Annotated in this window: 14 protein-coding genes and 1 riboswitch; of the genes, 4 read left to right on the forward strand and 10 right to left on the reverse strand. The window is 53.1% G+C overall.

The window, feature by feature from the left end:
* Positions 1–74 precede the first annotated feature (74 nt).
* From NST08_RS17530 to NST08_RS17540, 3 genes are all read right to left on the reverse strand, one after another.
* A complete protein-coding gene (locus tag NST08_RS17530; RefSeq protein ID WP_341342079.1) occupies positions 75–1,589 on the reverse strand; it encodes a rhamnulokinase in 1,515 nt (504 codons plus the stop codon).
* 62 nt (positions 1,590–1,651) lie between these two features.
* The gene (locus NST08_RS17535) at positions 1,652–2,311 is read right to left on the reverse strand and encodes a class II aldolase/adducin family protein (protein WP_341342080.1); all 660 of its coding nucleotides are present in this window, start codon (positions 2,309–2,311) and stop codon (positions 1,652–1,654) included.
* 29 nt (positions 2,312–2,340) lie between these two features.
* Positions 2,341–4,134, reverse strand: a complete 1,794-nt coding sequence (locus NST08_RS17540; protein ID WP_007128471.1) for an L-fucose isomerase — start codon at positions 4,132–4,134, stop codon at positions 2,341–2,343.
* A 201-nt stretch (positions 4,135–4,335) separates the two neighbouring features.
* On the opposite strand from NST08_RS17540, the gene NST08_RS17545 reads away from it, so the two are divergent.
* Positions 4,336–5,202, forward strand: a complete 867-nt coding sequence (locus NST08_RS17545) for an AraC family transcriptional regulator (protein ID WP_007128472.1) — start codon at positions 4,336–4,338, stop codon at positions 5,200–5,202.
* 219 nt (positions 5,203–5,421) lie between these two features.
* Here the strand turns inward: NST08_RS17545 and NST08_RS17550 are convergent, their stop codons facing one another.
* Positions 5,422–5,811, reverse strand: coding sequence for a 2Fe-2S iron-sulfur cluster-binding protein (locus NST08_RS17550; RefSeq protein WP_007128473.1), 390 nt, complete (start codon positions 5,809–5,811; stop codon positions 5,422–5,424).
* A 235-nt stretch (positions 5,812–6,046) separates the two neighbouring features.
* Between NST08_RS17550 and NST08_RS17555 the strand changes: the two genes are divergently transcribed.
* A complete protein-coding gene (locus NST08_RS17555) occupies positions 6,047–7,306 on the forward strand; it encodes a stalk domain-containing protein (protein ID WP_210095451.1) in 1,260 nt (419 codons plus the stop codon).
* 340 nt (positions 7,307–7,646) lie between these two features.
* Here NST08_RS17555 and NST08_RS17560 read toward each other — a convergent pair whose 3' ends face one another.
* Together NST08_RS17560 and NST08_RS17565 are read right to left on the reverse strand one after the other, a co-directional pair.
* Entirely contained in the window at positions 7,647–8,123 is a 477-nt protein-coding gene (locus NST08_RS17560) for a C40 family peptidase (protein ID WP_007128475.1), read from the reverse strand.
* Between the two features lie 3 nt (positions 8,124–8,126).
* Positions 8,127–8,260, reverse strand: a riboswitch (cyclic di-AMP (ydaO/yuaA leader).
* A gap of 368 nt (positions 8,261–8,628) precedes the next feature.
* Positions 8,629–10,197, reverse strand: a complete 1,569-nt coding sequence (locus NST08_RS17565) for a glycoside hydrolase family 28 protein (protein WP_341342081.1) — start codon at positions 10,195–10,197, stop codon at positions 8,629–8,631.
* Positions 10,198–10,438: 241 nt separating this feature from the next.
* On the opposite strand from NST08_RS17565, the gene NST08_RS17570 reads away from it, so the two are divergent.
* On the forward strand, positions 10,439–11,281 hold the full coding sequence (locus tag NST08_RS17570) for a helix-turn-helix domain-containing protein (protein ID WP_213616649.1): 843 nt from the start codon (positions 10,439–10,441) through the stop codon (positions 11,279–11,281).
* 63 nt (positions 11,282–11,344) lie between these two features.
* Here NST08_RS17570 and NST08_RS17575 read toward each other — a convergent pair whose 3' ends face one another.
* A complete protein-coding gene (locus tag NST08_RS17575; RefSeq protein ID WP_341342082.1) occupies positions 11,345–12,931 on the reverse strand; it encodes a glycoside hydrolase family 43 protein in 1,587 nt (528 codons plus the stop codon).
* A 13-nt stretch (positions 12,932–12,944) separates the two neighbouring features.
* Positions 12,945–14,057, reverse strand: a complete 1,113-nt coding sequence (locus NST08_RS17580) for a glycoside hydrolase family 88/105 protein (RefSeq protein ID WP_341342083.1) — start codon at positions 14,055–14,057, stop codon at positions 12,945–12,947.
* A gap of 309 nt (positions 14,058–14,366) precedes the next feature.
* Here NST08_RS17580 and NST08_RS17585 point away from each other — a divergent pair, with 309 nt between their 5' ends.
* Entirely contained in the window at positions 14,367–15,794 is a 1,428-nt protein-coding gene (locus tag NST08_RS17585; protein ID WP_341342084.1) for a serine hydrolase domain-containing protein, read from the forward strand.
* Between the two features lie 384 nt (positions 15,795–16,178).
* On the opposite strand, the gene NST08_RS17590 is transcribed toward NST08_RS17585, so the two are convergent.
* Positions 16,179–16,886: a hypothetical protein gene (locus NST08_RS17590; RefSeq protein WP_341342085.1), complete on the reverse strand. Its 708-nt coding sequence runs from the start codon at positions 16,884–16,886 to the stop codon at positions 16,179–16,181.
* Positions 16,887–17,021: 135 nt separating this feature from the next.
* The gene (locus NST08_RS17595) at positions 17,022–18,038 is read right to left on the reverse strand and encodes a zinc-binding alcohol dehydrogenase family protein (protein ID WP_341342086.1); all 1,017 of its coding nucleotides are present in this window, start codon (positions 18,036–18,038) and stop codon (positions 17,022–17,024) included.
* Between the last annotated feature and the right edge of the window lie 5 nt (positions 18,039–18,043).

Here is an 18,043-nt window from a genome sequence, read left to right on the forward strand (position 1 = left end):
AGACAACCCCCTGATCTATTCGGATTTCCCCAAGATTCGGTACAGCACGGCAGTTTGCGGCTCGATCCCGCGAATTAACCGCTGACCTGGCGTTCCCGGGTAGCCGCTTGGTATTTGGAGAACATCGCATTCCATTCGGAATCCGCTTCCGGATCGTACACCGCAAGCGGGAACGAACGTTTGACGAGCTCGATTCCTTCCTCCCGGCTTGCCAAGGCTCCGTTCGCGATGAATTGCACGAGCATATTGCCGATCGCGCTTGCTTCGACCGGACCGGCCCATACGGTTCTTCCCAGCGCATTTGCCGTGAACCGGCAGAGCAGCTCGTTCTGAATCCCACCGCCGACCATATGCAAGCCTTCATATCGAGTCCCGGTCAAACGCTCCATGCTCTCCAGCACTTCGCGGTACCGGAAGGCAAGGCTTTCAAGAATGCAGCGAACCATCGCTCCCGTGCTCTCCGGCACAGGCTGCCCCGTTTCCCTGCAATACGTCTGGATTTCCGAAATCATATCCGCCGGATTCATAAAGCGAAGATCGTCCGGCTGGATAAAGCTGCGAAACGCCTCCTCCTCCTCCGCCAACCGGACCAAATCGCCGTACCCATAGTCCAGGCCTTGCTGATCCCACTGCCGCTTGCATTCCTGGAGGATCCACAATCCCATAATGTTCTTCAGCAGCTGAAAGGTATCGAAGGCTCCGCCTTCATTCGAGAAGTCCTCCTTCAATACGTCCGGGTGGAGCAGCGGTTCCTTCATCTCGGTTCCCAGAAGCGACCATGTGCCGCATACGAGATAGGCAAAAGACGATGAGCTTGCCGGAACGGCTACGACGGCGGATTCCGTATCATGCGATGCCACCGCGATCGCCCGGATCGGCGGAACGCCGAGCTCCTTCGCGGTTGAACCGGACAGATTGCCGATCCACGTGCCCGGCTCCACCGGTTCGATGAACATGGAAGGATTGAGCCCGAGCTCTTCAATGAGCGGTTCGTTCCACTTCCGCTGCCGTACATGATACAGCTGCGTCGTGGTGGCCATCGTAAATTCACATGCCTTCACGCCTGTCAAAAAATAATTGATCAGATCCGGCGTCAGCAGCAGGGCATCCGCGATATCCAGCATCGGAGAGCTTGCCTTCCGCATGGCGTTCAATTGGAAGATCGTGTTAAACGGCATAAACTGAAGACCGCTCTCCTGAAACAACCGCTCCCGGCCGACTTGGCTGCAGGTTTCCTCCACCATGCCTTCCGTCCTCGGATCCCGGTAATGATAGGGAATCCCGATTAGCTCCCCGTTACGGTCAATCAGCCCATAATCGACGCCCCACGAATCAATCCCGTAGCTGACCGGGGCATAGCCGGCTTGAAAGGCTTTGCGAATGCCGTTCTTTACCTCCTGCAGCAGCATGGGGGTGTTCCAGTGCATATGCTCTCCGAACTGCACGGGGACATTGGCGAAACGGTGGATCTCCGTAATTTTTAGAATCCCCTGCGAGCCGCCGTCCGGGGAGACGGCGATCTCCCCTAGCAGCGCCCGGCCGCTGCTAGCCCCCATATCGAACGCCAGCACGGCAGATGAATGGCTCATATGATTTCACCTCTTCCCACAAAAATGCTCAAGCACGAAACAGGCTGCTATGAATGTTTAGATTATTTCATTTTCTGAAGCAGCTGAATCCGGTAGTCCTCGCTCTCCAGCGCCGCGATGTCATCGACCTCCTGGTCCGTCAGCGGCACCGGTTGACCGGCAGCCTTGGCGCTCAAGTAAATTTTGGCGCTTTCCTCGACCACCTGTGTCCGGTAGTAAGCCTCGCGCAAATTTCTCCCTGTAGTTACTAGGCCATGGTTGCCGAGCAGGATCGAGCTGGCCTCCGTCACCTTGGCCGCAACCGCTTCGGCGAGTAAATCCGTTGTCGGAATAATATAGGGCACATAAGCGGTCCGGCCCACGAGAGCGGCCTGATCCGGAAACATGACCGGCAGCTCCTTCTCGATTAACGTAAAGGCGATGCAGTGGGACGGATGGGTATGCACCATCGCTCCGATATCCGGGTTGCTGCGGTAGCCATACAAGTGCATTAGCACCTCGGAGGACGGTCTCAACCCGATATCCGTGATCTCACCTGTCGGTATATGAATCTCGATCCATTGCTCCGGCTCGATTTCCTCCAGCGCGAAGCCGCTCGGGGACAGGTACATCATCTCCCCCGACTTAGCGCTGATATTCCCGCCGGGTCCGACGACTAGGCCGTTGTCCACGATTTTTTTCGCATATTTACACAGCTGCTGCCGTGTCTCCATATTTTGCATGGTCTCGTCTCCTCTCCCTGGAATGCTTTTTACTTATACAGCGGACCGAAGTTCTGACAAGCGCGGAAGTCGGCGCTTTCCGGATCGGCTGTGCCGAATAAGCCCCAAGCACGCGGGCGGAATACCTGCTCAGCCGGTACATTATGCATGTTTACCGGTATGCGGAGCACCGAAGCCAGCGTGATCAGGTCGGCTCCGATATGTCCGTAGCTGATGACCCCGTGATTGGCTCCCCACTGATTCATGACTTCGTACACGCTTGTGAACGCGCCTTCGCCCGTAATATTCGGAACGAACCAGGTGGTCGGCCATGTCGGATCCGTACGCTTATCGAGCGTATCATGAACCTCGGCCGGCAAGTCCACCGAATATCCCTCCGCGATCTGCAGCACCGGCCCTATGCCCTTGACCAAATTCAGACGGAACATCGTCATCGGCATTCCGCCGCGTGTCAGATAGTCCGTGGAGAAGCCGCCGCCGCGAAAATACTCAAGGGAAGCAGGTCTGAACTGCGTTGCCTTCAGGGTCCGTTCCACTTCTTCGTCGGTAATCTCCCAGAACGGCTTCATGACCGGCTTTCCGTCCCGCTGCTGTTCACCTGTGCCGTCAAGCGCCGCGGAGCCAGAGTTGATCAAATGCAGAATGCCGCCCGCTGCTTTCCCTTCAAGCTTGTAGCCGGTCACCCGTTCAACCGAAGCCGGGCTCCAGTATGTCCGTACGTCCGCGAAAATCTGAGCCGTATTGGTAAGCAGATAACCGAACAGCATGCCGACCCCGTTCAAGCTGTCATTTTCCGTCGCCACAATATACGGCGAACGCTTGCCGTTCCAGTCGAAGGAGGAGTTCAGAATGGTTTCAAGGAAGTCCCCGTTCGGGAAGTGATCGGTCCATTGACGCTGCCCCTGGAAGCCTGATGCGATCGCATGATGTCCTTGTGCTTCCTCCTCGAAGCCCAGCTCCGCAAGGCGTGGATTACCGATCATTAGATCGCGCGTAATCAGCGTCATTTTTACGACCGTTTCCCACTCGTAGTCCTTGCGTTCACGGGACGTCTGAAGCTTCTGCGGGTTGTTGTCCGGTCCTTCGACGCAATTCTCCTTCACCCACGCAAGCGCCAGCTTGTACTCCTCAGGGTCGTAGATTTCCTCTTCCAACCGGCGGGTAAATTCACTCATATCGACATACTCATTCCGCATGCCGAGGTATTCCTGGAAGAAGCTGTCGTCCACAATCGAGCCGGCGATCCCCATCGACACTGAGCCCATGGACAGATACGCTTGGCCGCGCATGATGGCAGCAGCCAGCCCGCTACGTGCAAAACGCAGCAGCTTCTCCTGCACGTCATCCGGAATCCGGGCGTCTCCTTCATCCTGCACATCCTCGCCGTAAATACCGAATGCAGGCAATCCTTTTTGAGCATGAGCGGACAGCACCGCTGCCAGATAGACCGCACCTGGACGGCCCGTGCCGTTAAAGCCCCAGACCGCCTTCGGTCTGGAAGGATCCGTATCCATCGTTTCCGTTCCGTAGCACCAGCAAGGCGTCACCGTGATCGTAAGACCGACATCGGCATGCTTGAATTTTTTCTCGGCTGCCGCCGCCTCGGCCACTCCGCCGATACAGGTATCGGCAATGACGCATTCCACCGGCTCGCCGTTCGGATAATGGAGCTGCTCCGACAGCAGCGCCGCAACCGCCTTGGCCAGGTTCATCGTCTGCTCCTCGAGGGATTCCCGCACGCCTCTTCGCCGCCCGTCGATCGTCGGCCGGATTCCGATCTTCGGAAATCCGTCTCTCCATCTGTAATCGTTTTCAATCGTCATAATGCCACGCCTCCCAAATCATTGATTATATCCACATTGTAAATAGATTCGATATGCGGGATAACCCACTATATTGCTTTGTTGCCATGGATATTCAGCAAAACAGTGAACCGCCGGCCTTGAACTGAAAACGATTTCGAGATAACGCAATTATGCAGTATAATAATGACAGGAAGTTTCGCTTTGGGGAGGGACAACGACGTGCCGAAGATTGAAATATCACACAGCAGAAGCGATCAATTCCGATTCAAGAAAAATCCACAGCTGCTCTTTGCCGGACAGGTCGTGGATGAAGACTTCTTTTACGGTCCGCCGCAGATCCATGATTTTTGCGAAATTTTGTATGTCGTGGAAGGCCGCGGCGAATTCAGGATCGCGGGCAAGGTGTACGAACTCCGGAAAGGAGATGTGGCCATCTACAATCCGGGTGTGCCGCATGAGGAGAAGTCGGCAGGAAGCAGTCCCTTTAAAGTCATCTATTGCGGAGTCGATTCCCTGCATATCGAGGGCGTTCCTCAGGGAATGCTGCTGCCTCCGTACGTGGAGCCGGTTATTTCATGCGAGAAGTACGCATACAAGGTAGAGAGCTATCTTTCGGACATCATTCGAGAATGCGATTCTCAAATTCTTGGCTATGAAACGCTGAGCACGAATTTGCTTATGTCGCTGATTACGGTCATTTACCGGATTATCGACGTAAAGCACCAATTCCAGGCGTTGAAAGGAAAGCATGAAATTGCGCTGAGAACCAAGCAATTCATTGATGCCAACTACACCCAGAGCATCAGTCTGAAGGACATCGCCGACACGCTGTATGTCAGTCAGCACTATTTATCCCATCTATTCAAAAAGGAGCTCGGCGATTCGCCCTTCAACTACTTAATCTCCAAGCGGATTGAAGAAGCGAAGCGTCTGCTGTCGGATTCCGATGCCCCCGTGCACGAGATTGCGTCGCAGGTCGGATATGGGAATGATAAGTATTTCTCCATGCTGTTCAAAAAAATAACCGGGCAGACGCCATCCTCCTATCGGGAAAGTCAGCGGCGGCAAGCCCAGTTGACGGAATAACGCCGGCAGGCAGCCGCTAAGATGCGGCTGCCTGCTTGACGTTTATGCGGCGAATGCGGCCGCCAAGCGCAATCCCGTGACGAGGATTGCCGGCTTCCCCCGCCGACAACGGACTCGTGCCGAGGCACGAATGGTCCTTGTAAGCGAGTCTCGAGCAATCATTAAAATTTATTAGACGAGGGACGGTCACTTTTGAACCTAAAAGGTACAAATATTCTACTAAAAATAAGGGGCATGCTTAATCTTGATCGGGCCGACCGATTCGATCCGGCTTTGGCAGCCAAGCCGGTACCCTTCCTCGAGCTCTTCGGGGTCCAGCCTCTGTTCCTCCGCCTGATTCGGTGACGACAAATGCTGGACACCAACGCTTACATGGCATCGGCAGCGTGCGCACGTGCCTCTTTTGCAAAAAGAGTTCCAATCCACATCGTTCCGCTCGGCCAGATCCAGCACCGTCATCCCAAGCACGGGAGCAACGCTCTTGTGAACCTCCCGACCGGAAAGCTCGATGAGCTTGTCGGGAACAGCCTCCTCCAGCTCCTGTCCACCGGATGCAGACGGATGACCGGCCGAATGGCTATTCTTTTTACTCCTCCAGAATTTAAACACGATATATCCTCCTAAAATGCCTGGAACTATTCACTCCTATTTACGCTTACCATTATACTCGAAAGCCGGGCTATTCTCACGCCGTCTATACGCAGACATCATTTGAAAACCGCTCTATTTATTTATTTTGTATTCTACCAATATTTTGCTATACTATCATTGCTGTAAACCGTTTCATAGATTCATTTATCTTTCATAGAATGTGGGGGAGATTATTATCGGATACTCAAAACGATTGGGAAAGCTGGCCGCCGCCTCCCTGCTCTCTTTGTCGCTGCTCGGAACCGCGGCTGATCATCATCCAGCCCATGCGGCACCAACCATTTCCGTTCTGTTGGATGATGTTCCGCTTGCGTTCGATGCGGCTCCGCGAATTGAGAAAGGCGTAACCTACGTGCCTTTCCGGGCTGTGGGCGAGGCACTGGGCATCGACATCAAATGGAACAGCAAGACCCAAACCGTGCAGGCGGTAAAGACCGGCAACGATAACACAACCGAGGTTCAGCTCAGAGTCGGCAGCACCACCGCCGTGGTGAATAAGAAGAACGTCAAGCTGCCCGCAGCGCCGATCATGCGCGAAGGACGCGTGCTGATTCCGCTCAGCTCGTTCAGCAGCCAATTCGGGGCTTCCGTAAGGTGGAATCAGGCAACGCGCACCGTATCGCTCAAATCACCAAAAAGCAAAATGCATCTGCGGGCCTTCTATGCCATTGAATCCTTTAAGGAGCGGGATATTATTCAATGGATGAATTCCGTCGCCTTTGGCTGGAGCCGAATTGACCGTAACGGCGAATTCACCCTTCAAGGGGTTGAATACCGCATGCCGGAAGCCGCCGGAGACATCACGCCCCAGACACTTGTGGCCGATGCGGAAGGACAGGGCATTAAGCCCTATTTGATGGTATATACACTGGACGGTAACGGCGAACTGACAAAAATGATGAGCGACGCCTCGCTGCGGATGAAATCGATCGACGGGATTACCGCCGCCGTTGCGGACAATGGGTTCGGCGGAGTCGTGCTGGATTTCGAAGGATTGGGCTTCAAGCTGGATGCCGCCTCCCAGCAGAAGCTGCTGAACCAATACGTGAAGGACCTTAGAGCTGCCTTGCCGAAAGGGACTGCCCTGTCCTTGGCCGTACCTCCGTTAAACAGCGCCTATAAAGGCTATGATTACAAAACGCTTGCATCGATTGCCGACGATCTGATTATCATGGCATACCAGTATCACCCGGTTGGCACCAAAGACCGGAAGCCGGAACCGAACACGCAAGTGCAGCAGGCTATTCAGCTTGCACTTGATGCCGGAGCCCCTAAGGACAAGCTTCTGCTTGGAATTAGCCTGGGCAGCGAAACGGAGAACTCCATCGACGACAAGCTTGGTCTGGCCAAGCGCTATCAGCTGAAAGGTGCGGCATTGTGGCGGCTCGGTATATTCAGAGTCTACGGTGATGATATCGAAGGCGCCATGAACGAAGCGGTGATCAAAGAGTGATCCGTAATAAAGGTTGAAGCGTGGATGAGTCCATCCTTCCGATCATCACTACACAGGCTGCCGGTCGCTATGGACCTGCAGCCTGTTCGCTTGTTCAATGCTTCCGTGATAACCGAGCATCTCTGACAGCCATTGAAACGACACAAGCTATGAATTAGCCGATGCCAATCTTCCACATGACCGGCACAAAAAAAGATGACCTCTGTCGTATACAGAGGTCATCATCAAGATTATGTATGTATTCGGTGCAATCACTGAAAATCGATCATAGAATTCCTTACCAGGACTTGCAAGACGATCATTGTGCAGAGAGCCGGATCAAGATCAAAGATGAGCTGATCTAGCTAACACTTCCTACCAGCTTCGCATATTCCTCTTGGCTTAACACCCGGCGTGCGGTAACATAACGTGGCTTATAGTAAGAGTCGCTAAGCTTGCTGATTCGAACACCCTTGCTGCTTGAAGCATGTGCGAATTGCCCGTCTCCAATATAAACGCCAGCATGTGAAATTCCCTTGCCGTTCGTGTTGAAGAATACCAGATCACCGACACGCAGCTCTTCCTGGTCTACATGCACGCCTACTTGGGCTTGTCCTTGGGAAGTGCGCGGAAGGTCAAGATCAAAGTTACGGAACATATACAGAATAAATCCGGAGCAATCAAATCCGCTTGTGGTTGTTCCGCCCCACTTGTACGGTGTTCCTACTAACTGCTTCACTTGCTGCTGAAAGTTAGGCTGCTGATCGGCAAACGCTGTCACGGCACCGGAAGAAAAAATGATTGCGGATCCTAGCAAAGAAATGACCAATTTCTTCAAAATATATTCTCTCCTTCGATGCCTACGGAGTTAGCTAAGGGTTCGGCTGAAGGTCACCTATATTCCCTCTACTACAAGAATAATTCACCCAGGACGGTTCCCCCGTTTTCTCTAGCGAAATTCGGCAAAATTCATTAACATTTTGTAACCCTTTCTTAATATAGTATACAAGCTAGCAAACTGTCAATAATATCCGATAAATCTATCGTTTTTTAGATATCGCCGTCGAATCGAAAGAGTTTTAACAGTGTTTTTACTATATGAAAGGTCACATAGTCATGACATTTATGTTAAAATTGTTTCCGTTTTCTAAGCGCGGCGAAAAATCCTCCATGCAAGAAGCCGACACCTAGGGGGGCCGGCTTCTAGCAAATTCATCGATAGAACAAGCATTTGCTTCAGCCATTTTGCAGCTTTCAATGGCGTACCTCCTTATCATATTGAGATTGCAACGGTTATAATTCGATCACCTCCCTTCTAAACCTTAATGCATCCAACAGCAAAGCTACTTGATCACGACCTCCTCCGGTTCCACTTCAGAAGAAATCATAATCTGTCCTGCCCTATCGGCATGCAGCCCCGAGCATTCGATTTGCCCGGACCGTTCCCCGGTAACCACAAGCAAGCGGTCATCCAGCGAGTCGCTTTCCCCCTTGACGTTCACCACCTGTACATTTCGGCTCTGGTGAAAGAGAAGGAGCGGATTTTCCTGATTGCGAAGGACCATATCCTGAATCGTCAGGTTCTTTCCATTGCGGCATACAATGCCTTCCCGACTTGTGATGGCCGACCGCATCACCGTCACGTTCTCCACCGGCATCTCCGGCAGGCCGTTGATGAGGAGCGCAGTATGCGCGCCGCTGCAGACGATATCCTTAATAACAATATTGCGGAACACGGGGGTTTCCTCGGTAACGGGGAGCATCGCTTCCGCTTGGTATTCGCCGGAGCCGGCTTTCCCTTCGTAATATAAATTGAAGGAGATGGCATCCCCGTCGATCTCCCGCATCCGGATCCGTTCGATGAAGATATTTTCGACCACGCCGCCGCGTCCGCGGCAGCTTTTAAACCGGATGCCGATATCGGTGCCGATGAAGGTGCAATCGGATACGTGCACATCCTTGATGCCTCCGGACATTTCACTGCCGACAACGATCCCGCCGTGGCCGTGATAAACGGTGCAGTTCCGGATGCTGATGCGCTCACTCGGCTTTCCCAGCAGGCGCCCGGCTTCATTTTTTCCGGACTTCAGACAGATCGCGTCATCTCCTACATCAAACGAGCTGTTTTCCACGGTCACGTATTTGCACGAATCGATGTCCAGTCCGTCCCCGTTCTGGGCATACCATGGATTGCGGACGGTAATGTTCTGAATGGTAATTTGCTCCGATGCCCAAGGATGCAGGCACCAGGCTGCGGAGTTTTGAAAGGTAGGGCCGCTGAGCAGAATCCGCTTGCAGTTTCTCAAGCTGAGCAGATTGGGTCTCAGATAGTCTCTGACAGACTCATAATCCTGGGGATTCCGGCTGCCTGTTTGTTCGATCCGGGCCAGGTTCTCCATCCCGTCCCGGGCAGCCGGCGTTGGCCACCACAGTCCCCCGTCATCCACGACGCCGCCGGTATGAATTAATCGATCCCACTGGCTTTCCGTCAGCTTCCCTTGCTTAACGGGCCTCCAGGCTTCGCCGCCTCCGTCAAAGATGCCGCTGCCGGTGATTGCGATATCCTCCAACCCTTCTCCATCGAGCGGAGACTGGCAGCGGAACATCTGCCGGCCCTCATAAGCAGACATCCGGATCGGATAAGCTTCGAATTGCTTGCTGAACATGACAAGCGCGCCGGCAGAAGCGTGAAGCTCAATCCGGCTCTGCAGGGTTAACGGACCGGTGTGCCAGATCCCCGGAGGGATGACCACCTTCCCCCCTCCTGCCTTTGCGCAAGCTTCGATTGCTTGATGAAATGCCAGGGTATTGTCGTAAACGCCGTCTCCTACTGCGCCATAGTCTGTGATCATTACTGTGTATTCCGGGATTACAGGCAAGTCGGGACATATTGCTTCTTCTGTTTGTTTCATGCTTACCTCCGCTTTAGTAAGTTTCAAGTTTGCTTATTCGATTGATACCGCATGAAGATGTAAGCGCTTATAAAAAATGCTGCCGATTGCAGCCAAAGCCCTTGAAGATCGGCTGCAGCCATGATATATAAATTTCTACGAACCCAACTAGCCGTATCCGTTGTCTCCGACCTGTTCAGGTATATCAGGCTTCACGAATGACAATAGAATCGGATCCGCGTGTGCAAAGGAGTTAGAGAGAATGAATGACCGGCTGCAGCCCAAGTACCACATAGGAGAAGATGATTTCTCCATCCAATACATGTCACGAAACGGTTCCAGCAGCATGCCCCGTCCGCATGAGCATCCCTACTTCGAGCTGTATTACTTGCTTAATGGAGAGCGGGTATACTTCATGGACCATAATGTGTTTACCGTCAAAAAAGGGGATATGATGATCGTGAACCCGCATGATCTGCATTCGACGGCAAGCTCCGATAAGCTGATCTTCGAGCGGGTGCTGATCGGCTTCTCCCGAAGCTTCATCGAAGAGGGCGATGCCGGCGTCGCCAAGCTGCTCGATCACGGGACATCCAGGCTGGTTCGCATTCCGTTGAAGCATCAGCCCGACATCGAACGGCTGCTCCTCTCGATGCTCGCAGAATGTCAATCCGGGCAGGCACATTACGGCTCGTTGGTTCGCTCGTGGATGAACGAGCTGCTCATCCGCCTGCACCGGATCGAGACCTCGCTCCAATCGCTGCCCCCAGAATATGAGCATCCGATGCACCAGAAAATTTCGGAGATCGCCCAGTATATCAAATCCAACTATCATGAAAGGCTTACGCTCGATCAGATCGCCAAGCAGTTTTACATCAGCCCTTCCTATCTCAGCAGAGTGTTCACCAAGCTGACAGGCTTTCACTTTCGCGAGTACCTGCAGGTGGTACGGATTCGTGAAGCCCAGAAGATGCTTGTGAGCAGCCGGGATTCCGTACAATTCATCTCCGAGCAAACCGGATTTGAGCATATTGCCCACTTTAATAAAACCTTTAAAAAAATCGCAGGCACGACGCCCCTTCAATACCGTAAGCGCCATGGATAGCCTCAGGGCCGTTCGGGTTGATCCAATGCCGGGTTCCCCGTCTAGGAGCAGCCCTTCCAGCTTCTATTTCTCTCCTCTTCCAACCCGGAACCAGTCGATATCCGCATACCCTCTGTGTAAGTGATCCTCTCGGCTCGCCGCAAACAATCCGACCTTCGCTCCGACCCAGTGACCCTTCTCCGCTTGGAACTCCTTATTCCCGCACGGGATGAAAGGACTGTCAGCAGCGGCATAATCGAAGCGGCATTTAGCGCCAGGATGAACCGTCACCCGCAACGTTACCTTCCCTTCGCTCAATCCACCGGACCACACAATATGTTCCGCCTGGTCGTTTCCTTCGGCACGGAGGAGTTCCATGCCGGATCCGTCCTCCTTCATCCGAACGGCTGCATAAGCAAAGGTTCGCCCGAATATGATCAGGCCCGCATATTCACCGGGCTTGAGTGCCGTTCCGTCCACCCTCGCTTCAGCTTGAAATACTTCTGCCGGGAATTTCTGCATCAGCAAGTGAGGGGCAGCGTAGATCGTGCGGGTGGACTGGTTATCCGGCACCGGGAAGGCAAATAATCGCAAATGGCTCTCCCTCTCGAATGCGTACCAGGCCGGATTGGGATTGGCCTGCCATTGCCACTGGAGGCCAAGCTCAGCTCCTTCGAAATCGTCCGAGTCATCCGGCGCCTGAATCGCATGCTCCCCGCCGACGTTTGGCTTCGGATAACGAAGAACCGGTTCGCCGATCCCGTCCCCATTCGCATCGATACCGATCTGCGGCCAATCATCGACCCAGCGCATCGGCTGCAGATGAGTGATTCGCCCGTATACCCCTTTGTCTTGAAAATGCATGAACCAGCATTCGCCCGAAGCGAGCTCTACCCAGCCGCCTTGATGCGGGCCGTTAATCGGGCTATCGCCTTGATGCAGTACGATTTTATCCTCGTAGGGGCCAAAGACCGCAGTCGATCGAAGCACGGTCTGCCAGCCCGTAGATACACCCCCGGCGGGAGCAAATATATAATAATAGCCATTCCGTTTATACATCTTCGGACCTTCCATCGTTGGATGGCGCTCGGTACCGTCGAAAACGATCTGACCTTCATCCAAGAGACGCATTCCGTCCGGGGACATCCGGCACATTCTTAATAGGTGCTTGATGCCGCATCTGCTTTTGGCGAACGCGTGAACCAGGTAGGCCTGGCCGTCATCGTCCCAGAACGGACACGGGTCGATCAGGCCTTTCCCCTCTTGAACCAGATGCAGAGGCGTCCAGCTGCCTGCCGGGTCCCTTGCTGTGCTCATCATAATGCCGACATCCGGATCTCCATAGAACACCCAGTACTTGCCGTCATGGAACCGAAGGGCCGGAGCCCACACGCCGTTCCCATGCTGAGGCACGTCATAGCCCGGCAGCTCCATTCGGGGCAGCACATGATTAATAATCCTCCAGTTAATCAGATCCTTCGAGTGCAGAATCGGCAGTCCCGGCAGATGGCCGAAGCTGGAAGCCGTCATATAGAAATCGTCCCCGACCCGGATCACATCCGGATCCGAATAATCCGCATGAAGCACCGGGTTCACGAACGTCCCGTCTCCCTGGTCCGACAGCCAAGGTTTGTTCTGTAATGCTTGCAGTATTGACGATGAGTGCATCATCGCGTCCCTCCTCCTATAACGAATCTAGTAACCGCTCCATTTCCAGACTGGCAAGGATGAAAGGCGCCACGCCAATCTGGGCATCGGACACCACTTGTTCACTGATGTAATATTCATACGAGCCGTTGCGGTCATCGCTCAGCCCTGCTCCATGGCATATGGAATGAAGATGCACGCCGGTTGCGCCGGCCTCAACAAACCGCTGAATCAAACCGGCGTACGCCCGCTCCGCAACAGGCATTGAAGGCTGCTCCAGGTACTGGAGCCGAACGCCCTTGGCCAAAGCGTAAATAAACATGGAGGAGCCGGAGGTTTCAAGATAATTGCCTTCCCGGAAGCCCTGATCGAGCACCTGGAACCACAGCCCGCTCTCTTTCTCCTGCCATCGTGCCATCGCTCGGCTTAGGCGCTCGAATATGCCAATGATCGTACCGCGCTGCGGATGATCTATCGGGAAAAACTCCAGACTGTCCACAAGCGCCATCGCATACCAGCCCAAAGCCCGGCTCCAAAAGTTCGGGGACCGCCCGCTTTCCGGATCGGCCCAAACCTGTTCCTTCGCTTCATCCCATCCGTGATACAGAAGACCCGTCTTGGGATCCCGGGTTCTGCGCTCCACCAGCAGAAGCTGATGTGCCACCTCGTCAAACAATTCGGGGCGGTTGTAGGTTTGGGCATACTGAGCCAGGAACGGCGAAGACATATAGAGCCCATCCAGCCACATCTGAAATGGATATACTTTTTTGTGCCAAAAACCGCCGTCCGTCGTCCTGGGCTGGCTGATGAGCTGGGCGGCCAGCGTATGGGAAGCCTTTTCATATCGGGAGTCTGGAAATTTGGCCCTCAGGGCAAACAAATTTTTCCCCTGGTTGATTTGGTCCAGATTGTACTCCTCAATGCGGTACCCCCGAATGCTTCCATCCTCTTGAACAAACAGATCCATATGCCGTTTCATGAAGTCGAAATAAGCTTCCTTGTTATAAAAATCCCCTGTACGGGCGATCGCCATGAGCATCATCCCGGGTACATACGCCCACCGGCGGGCAATTTCCGGGTGAACTCCCTCGCCGTCCGCTTGACGGAGGATCGTATCCACCGTCCGGACGGACCATGGGTTCCCTTCCATCCAAATCCCCCCTCAATCTTCTTGGAAGTATAATTTTCAAGCTTCATTATAATGAAACATAAACGATAAAAATTCCGGGTTTGATGCTGAATCCCCCGCATTTTTTGCATTTTATGCTCTCTTTCCCCGCTCTCGCTTCCTTCATGAAGCTAAAAATGCCGCTAGGATTCAAATCCGGCAAAAAAGGCAAAGAATGACCCGAATTAAACATCGGAGACCGTTTTAATAGGAGTATGCCATTCGGTAACATAGATGGAAACGAAGAATAACAAGCCGCAAAAATAAGAAACAGCTGAAAGGTTGATGATCATGACTGCACTGCCTCGAGTCCGTCCGGAGGAGGTCGGCATTCCTCCATCCGCCATCCTCCGCTTTATGGAGGACATGACGGACAAAAATATGAACCTGCACAGCTTTATGCTCCTTCGGCATGGCAAAGTGGCAGCCGAAGGCTATTACTTCCCGTTCCACAAAGATTTAAGGCATCCGATATTCTCGGTCAGCAAGAGCCTGACATCGGCCGCTGTCGGCATTACCATCGGAGAAGGGCGGATCTCCCTGGATGACAAGGTCATTCATTTTTTTCCGGATAAACAGCCGGAGACCGTACATCCGTACACAGCCAGTATGACCATCCGGCATCTCTTGAGCATGCAAACCGTCCACAGAAAATCAACCAATAAGGAGGCCCGGGATATCGTATTCGAATACCTTCATACGCCGCCGAGCCATCCCCCGGGAACCGTCTTTGCCTACGATACGACAGGTACGCATACGCTGTGCGCCATTCTCCAACGGGTCACGGGGACTACCGTACATGACTATCTCGATGCCCGCTTGTTCCAGCCTCTCGGGATGCAGGATATCGAGTGGGAGACCTGTCCGCTCGGAATTAACCTGGGCGGCAGCGGGGCCTATTGCACCACGGAGGATCTGGCCAAATTCGGTCAGCTCTATCTGCAGGACGGGGTGTGGAATGGGACGAGGATCCTCCCTGAGGGCTGGGTAGAGCAAAGCACGTCCAAGGTCGTCGATAATTCCAGTGCCGGAATTTTGCTGGAAGGACGAAGCGGTTACGGGTACCAGTTCTGGCGGGCCAGGCATCAAGCCTACTGCGCATTCGGAGCCGGAGGGCAATTCGTTCTCGTCAGCCCGCACCATAACGCCGTGTTCGTGTCGACGGCCAACACCATGCTGAACCGGGATGAGCACCAAGGGATTCTTGACAGCGTCTGGACCCATCTGATTTCTTCCATGCAGGAGCCCTGCCCCTTCGATGTTGCCGGTTATGACCGGATGAAGCAGCGTCTGAGCGCCTTGAAGCTCCTTCTGCCGAAAGGAAGCTCCTTCTCCCATGCAGCCGCACAAGTCTCAGGACACCCTTATCGCCTATCAGCTAACGAGCCAGGATGGACAGACTGCCAATTTACGTTCAGTGATCAAGCCTGCGAGCTCATCTTCATTCATGAAACCGGTCGTTCCCGTGTTGTATGCTCCATGAATGATTGGCATATCGGTCCCGATCCTTTTTTCGGCCTTCCCTCCGCTTGCTGTGCAGTATGGGCAGATTCGTCGACATGCTTGATTCACATTCAGCTGCTGGAACAGCAGCAGATGTTTATCCTTACCTGCCGCTTTGACCGCGATGGTCTAGTGCTGCAAATCAAGCCGGCCGGCGCGCTTAAAACGAATCATCTTGATCTCGTGCTAATCGGAACGCCAATCAACAAGCCTTGAACCATATGTTCATCACTTGCCTCTCCAGATAACTTGCATTGATTAAATTTGCATGTTAACCAGCCGCAATGAAATGCTCTTTCGATCATGAATACCGTTTATACGTGAGCGAGAGACAATGCAGTCAAGTACGTCAAAGGCACTTCCTTTTACTTGCCCGCTTTGTCTCCCGTTTGCATGATCAATGACCGTTATTGCTGATTCGCATAGGACTCTTTATATTCTGCGGCCATTTGATCGCCGCCGCTCTTTCTCCATCTCTCCACCTCAGCCTTCCAGCCGGCCTCGTCAATCTGCCCCATAATAAACTTGGTTTGCGCATCGGTGATGATCTGCGTATACCGAAACGATCGATGCGGATAAGGATGCTCAGGAGGTTAAGCCTTACCGTGACACGCTGCCGCAGCGGGGCGATTTGTACAACATGGAGAAGAAGCCGAAAGGAACGGAGCTGTTTAACAAGAACAAAAAAATCGTGTTCGAGAACGAGAAATACATTGTGCCGAATCCGGCACTGACCCACGCGTTCTTCGACAGCAGCGGTATTTTATGCACCAGCCGAAGGGTTGTTGCCGTTCGTTCCGCGCTGTTCCAATGATCCGTCTCCACCGGATTCGCGGTTTGCGAGATTTCCCCCGATCCCGCTGCCCAGAATATGCTTTCATTGGTATCCAGATACTGCTCGAACTCGGCCTTGTTCAAGCCCTCCAGCGGCTTGAGGGAATTTAAATCCACGACCCATTCATGCTTCAGATTAACGACGTACACCTGGTTTAATATGGTCTGCGTCTGCAGATTAAACATTTCCTTCATCAGTTCCCGGACCTTAATAAAGTCCTGTCCGCTTAACTTGCTGTCCATCACAGACTTGAGCAGCGAAGAGTTCTCAAACTGCAGGGCAGTTCTTTGCATGGAATCGAGCACCTGCGCCACCCTCATCCGGGTCTGGTTCAACAGATGCATATTCCCCTCGTTCACCTTCTCCTCCACGTCTTTGGCGGCAATGAAATAAGAGAAGAATCCGATAAGAATTGTCGGAAAGGATCCCAACAGCAAACTATATATGAGTATTTTGGATTTGAATGTTCCCAATATCATTTGCTCCCTTGTTATGATAACGCTTACAGACATTATCCTAAGATCATAACATAGAAGCACATGATTTCTATCATGATCGATGCTCATTTGCCAATATTTTTAATGTTTTTTGTCCGTGTGTTCGATCGTTCAGAGCTCCACAACGGCTTTAATCACCTTGGAAGAAGGGTTCAACCACTGCTTAAATTCGCCGATCATTTCATCAAATCCGCATCGATGCGTGACATAACGCTCCAAATCAAGGCCGCTTTCCGTCATCGCCTTGATAACATGATTGAAGTCGGCTTTGGTCGCATTCCGGCTGCCCATCAAGGTCAGCTCCCGTTTATGGAAATCGGAATCCTCGAAAGAAATGTCTCCGTTGATTAACCCGACGTACACCAGGGTTCCTCCGTGCCCAACCAACTTGAACGCATGGGTCATGGAACGCTGATTTCCGGTTGCATCAAAAACAATGGCGGGAAGCTCTCCACCCGTTAACGCAGCAAGCTCATTTGACGATTCTTGCCCGGCCCGGATGATATGATCAGCCTTGGCCCACGACTTGCTGAAGGCTAGCCGCTCAGCGTTCATGTCCATTGCGATAACGGTTGCTCCCTTCTCCTTAGCAAACACCATGACGCCAAGTCCGATAGGACCGGCACCGATCACCAAAACCGTATCCCCGCGGGTGACATTCGCCCTTTGGACACTATGGGCCCCTATCGCTAACGGTTCTACCAGGGCCGCCTGATCCATTGATAATCCGTCTGCTCGAACCAAATGGGTGATCGGAACCGAAATGCGCTCCCGCATGCCTCCGTCTGTATGCACGCCGATGACATTCATCGATCTGCAGCAATTGGTCTTGCCTCTGAGACAAGCCATGCATTGTCCACAGTGCATGTAAGGAATGACACAGACGATGTCGCCTGCCTTCAACCCCGCTTCATTGTCCCCGATCTGTTCAATCATCCCGGATAGCTCATGACCGAGAATTCGCGGGTAGGTAAAGAACGGCTGATTGCCGTTAAAGGCATGAAGATCCGTACCGCAAATCCCGATTCGTTTAACGCTGATGATAGCCTCGCCCTCAAGCAATTGCGGCTCCGGCAAATCCTCGCGGAATTGAAACTCCCCAATCCGACTGCACACGATTCCCTTCATTATGC

The organism is Paenibacillus sp. FSL K6-1566 (assembly GCF_038050475.1).
Classification (GTDB): domain Bacteria; phylum Bacillota; class Bacilli; order Paenibacillales; family Paenibacillaceae; genus Paenibacillus_AQ; species Paenibacillus_AQ lactis.

Excerpts from the sequence above, each read along its gene's own strand:
- NST08_RS17565 (WP_341342081.1), bottom strand. The coding sequence starts at position 10,197 with ATGAAACAAACAGAAGAAGCAATATGTCCCGACTTGCCTGTAATCCCG.
- NST08_RS17540 (WP_007128471.1), bottom strand. The coding sequence starts at position 4,134 with ATGACGATTGAAAACGATTACAGATGGAGAGACGGATTTCCGAAGATC.
- NST08_RS17570 (WP_213616649.1), top strand. The coding sequence starts at position 10,439 with ATGAATGACCGGCTGCAGCCCAAGTACCACATAGGAGAAGATGATTTC.
- NST08_RS17535 (WP_341342080.1), bottom strand. The coding sequence starts at position 2,311 with ATGCAAAATATGGAGACACGGCAGCAGCTGTGTAAATATGCGAAAAAA.
- NST08_RS17575 (WP_341342082.1), bottom strand. The coding sequence starts at position 12,931 with ATGATGCACTCATCGTCAATACTGCAAGCATTACAGAACAAACCTTGG.
- NST08_RS17595 (WP_341342086.1), bottom strand. The coding sequence starts at position 18,038 with ATGAAGGGAATCGTGTGCAGTCGGATTGGGGAGTTTCAATTCCGCGAG.
- NST08_RS17580 (WP_341342083.1), bottom strand. The coding sequence starts at position 14,057 with ATGGAAGGGAACCCATGGTCCGTCCGGACGGTGGATACGATCCTCCGT.
- NST08_RS17585 (WP_341342084.1), top strand. The coding sequence starts at position 14,367 with ATGACTGCACTGCCTCGAGTCCGTCCGGAGGAGGTCGGCATTCCTCCA.
- NST08_RS17530 (WP_341342079.1), bottom strand. The coding sequence starts at position 1,589 with ATGAGCCATTCATCTGCCGTGCTGGCGTTCGATATGGGGGCTAGCAGC.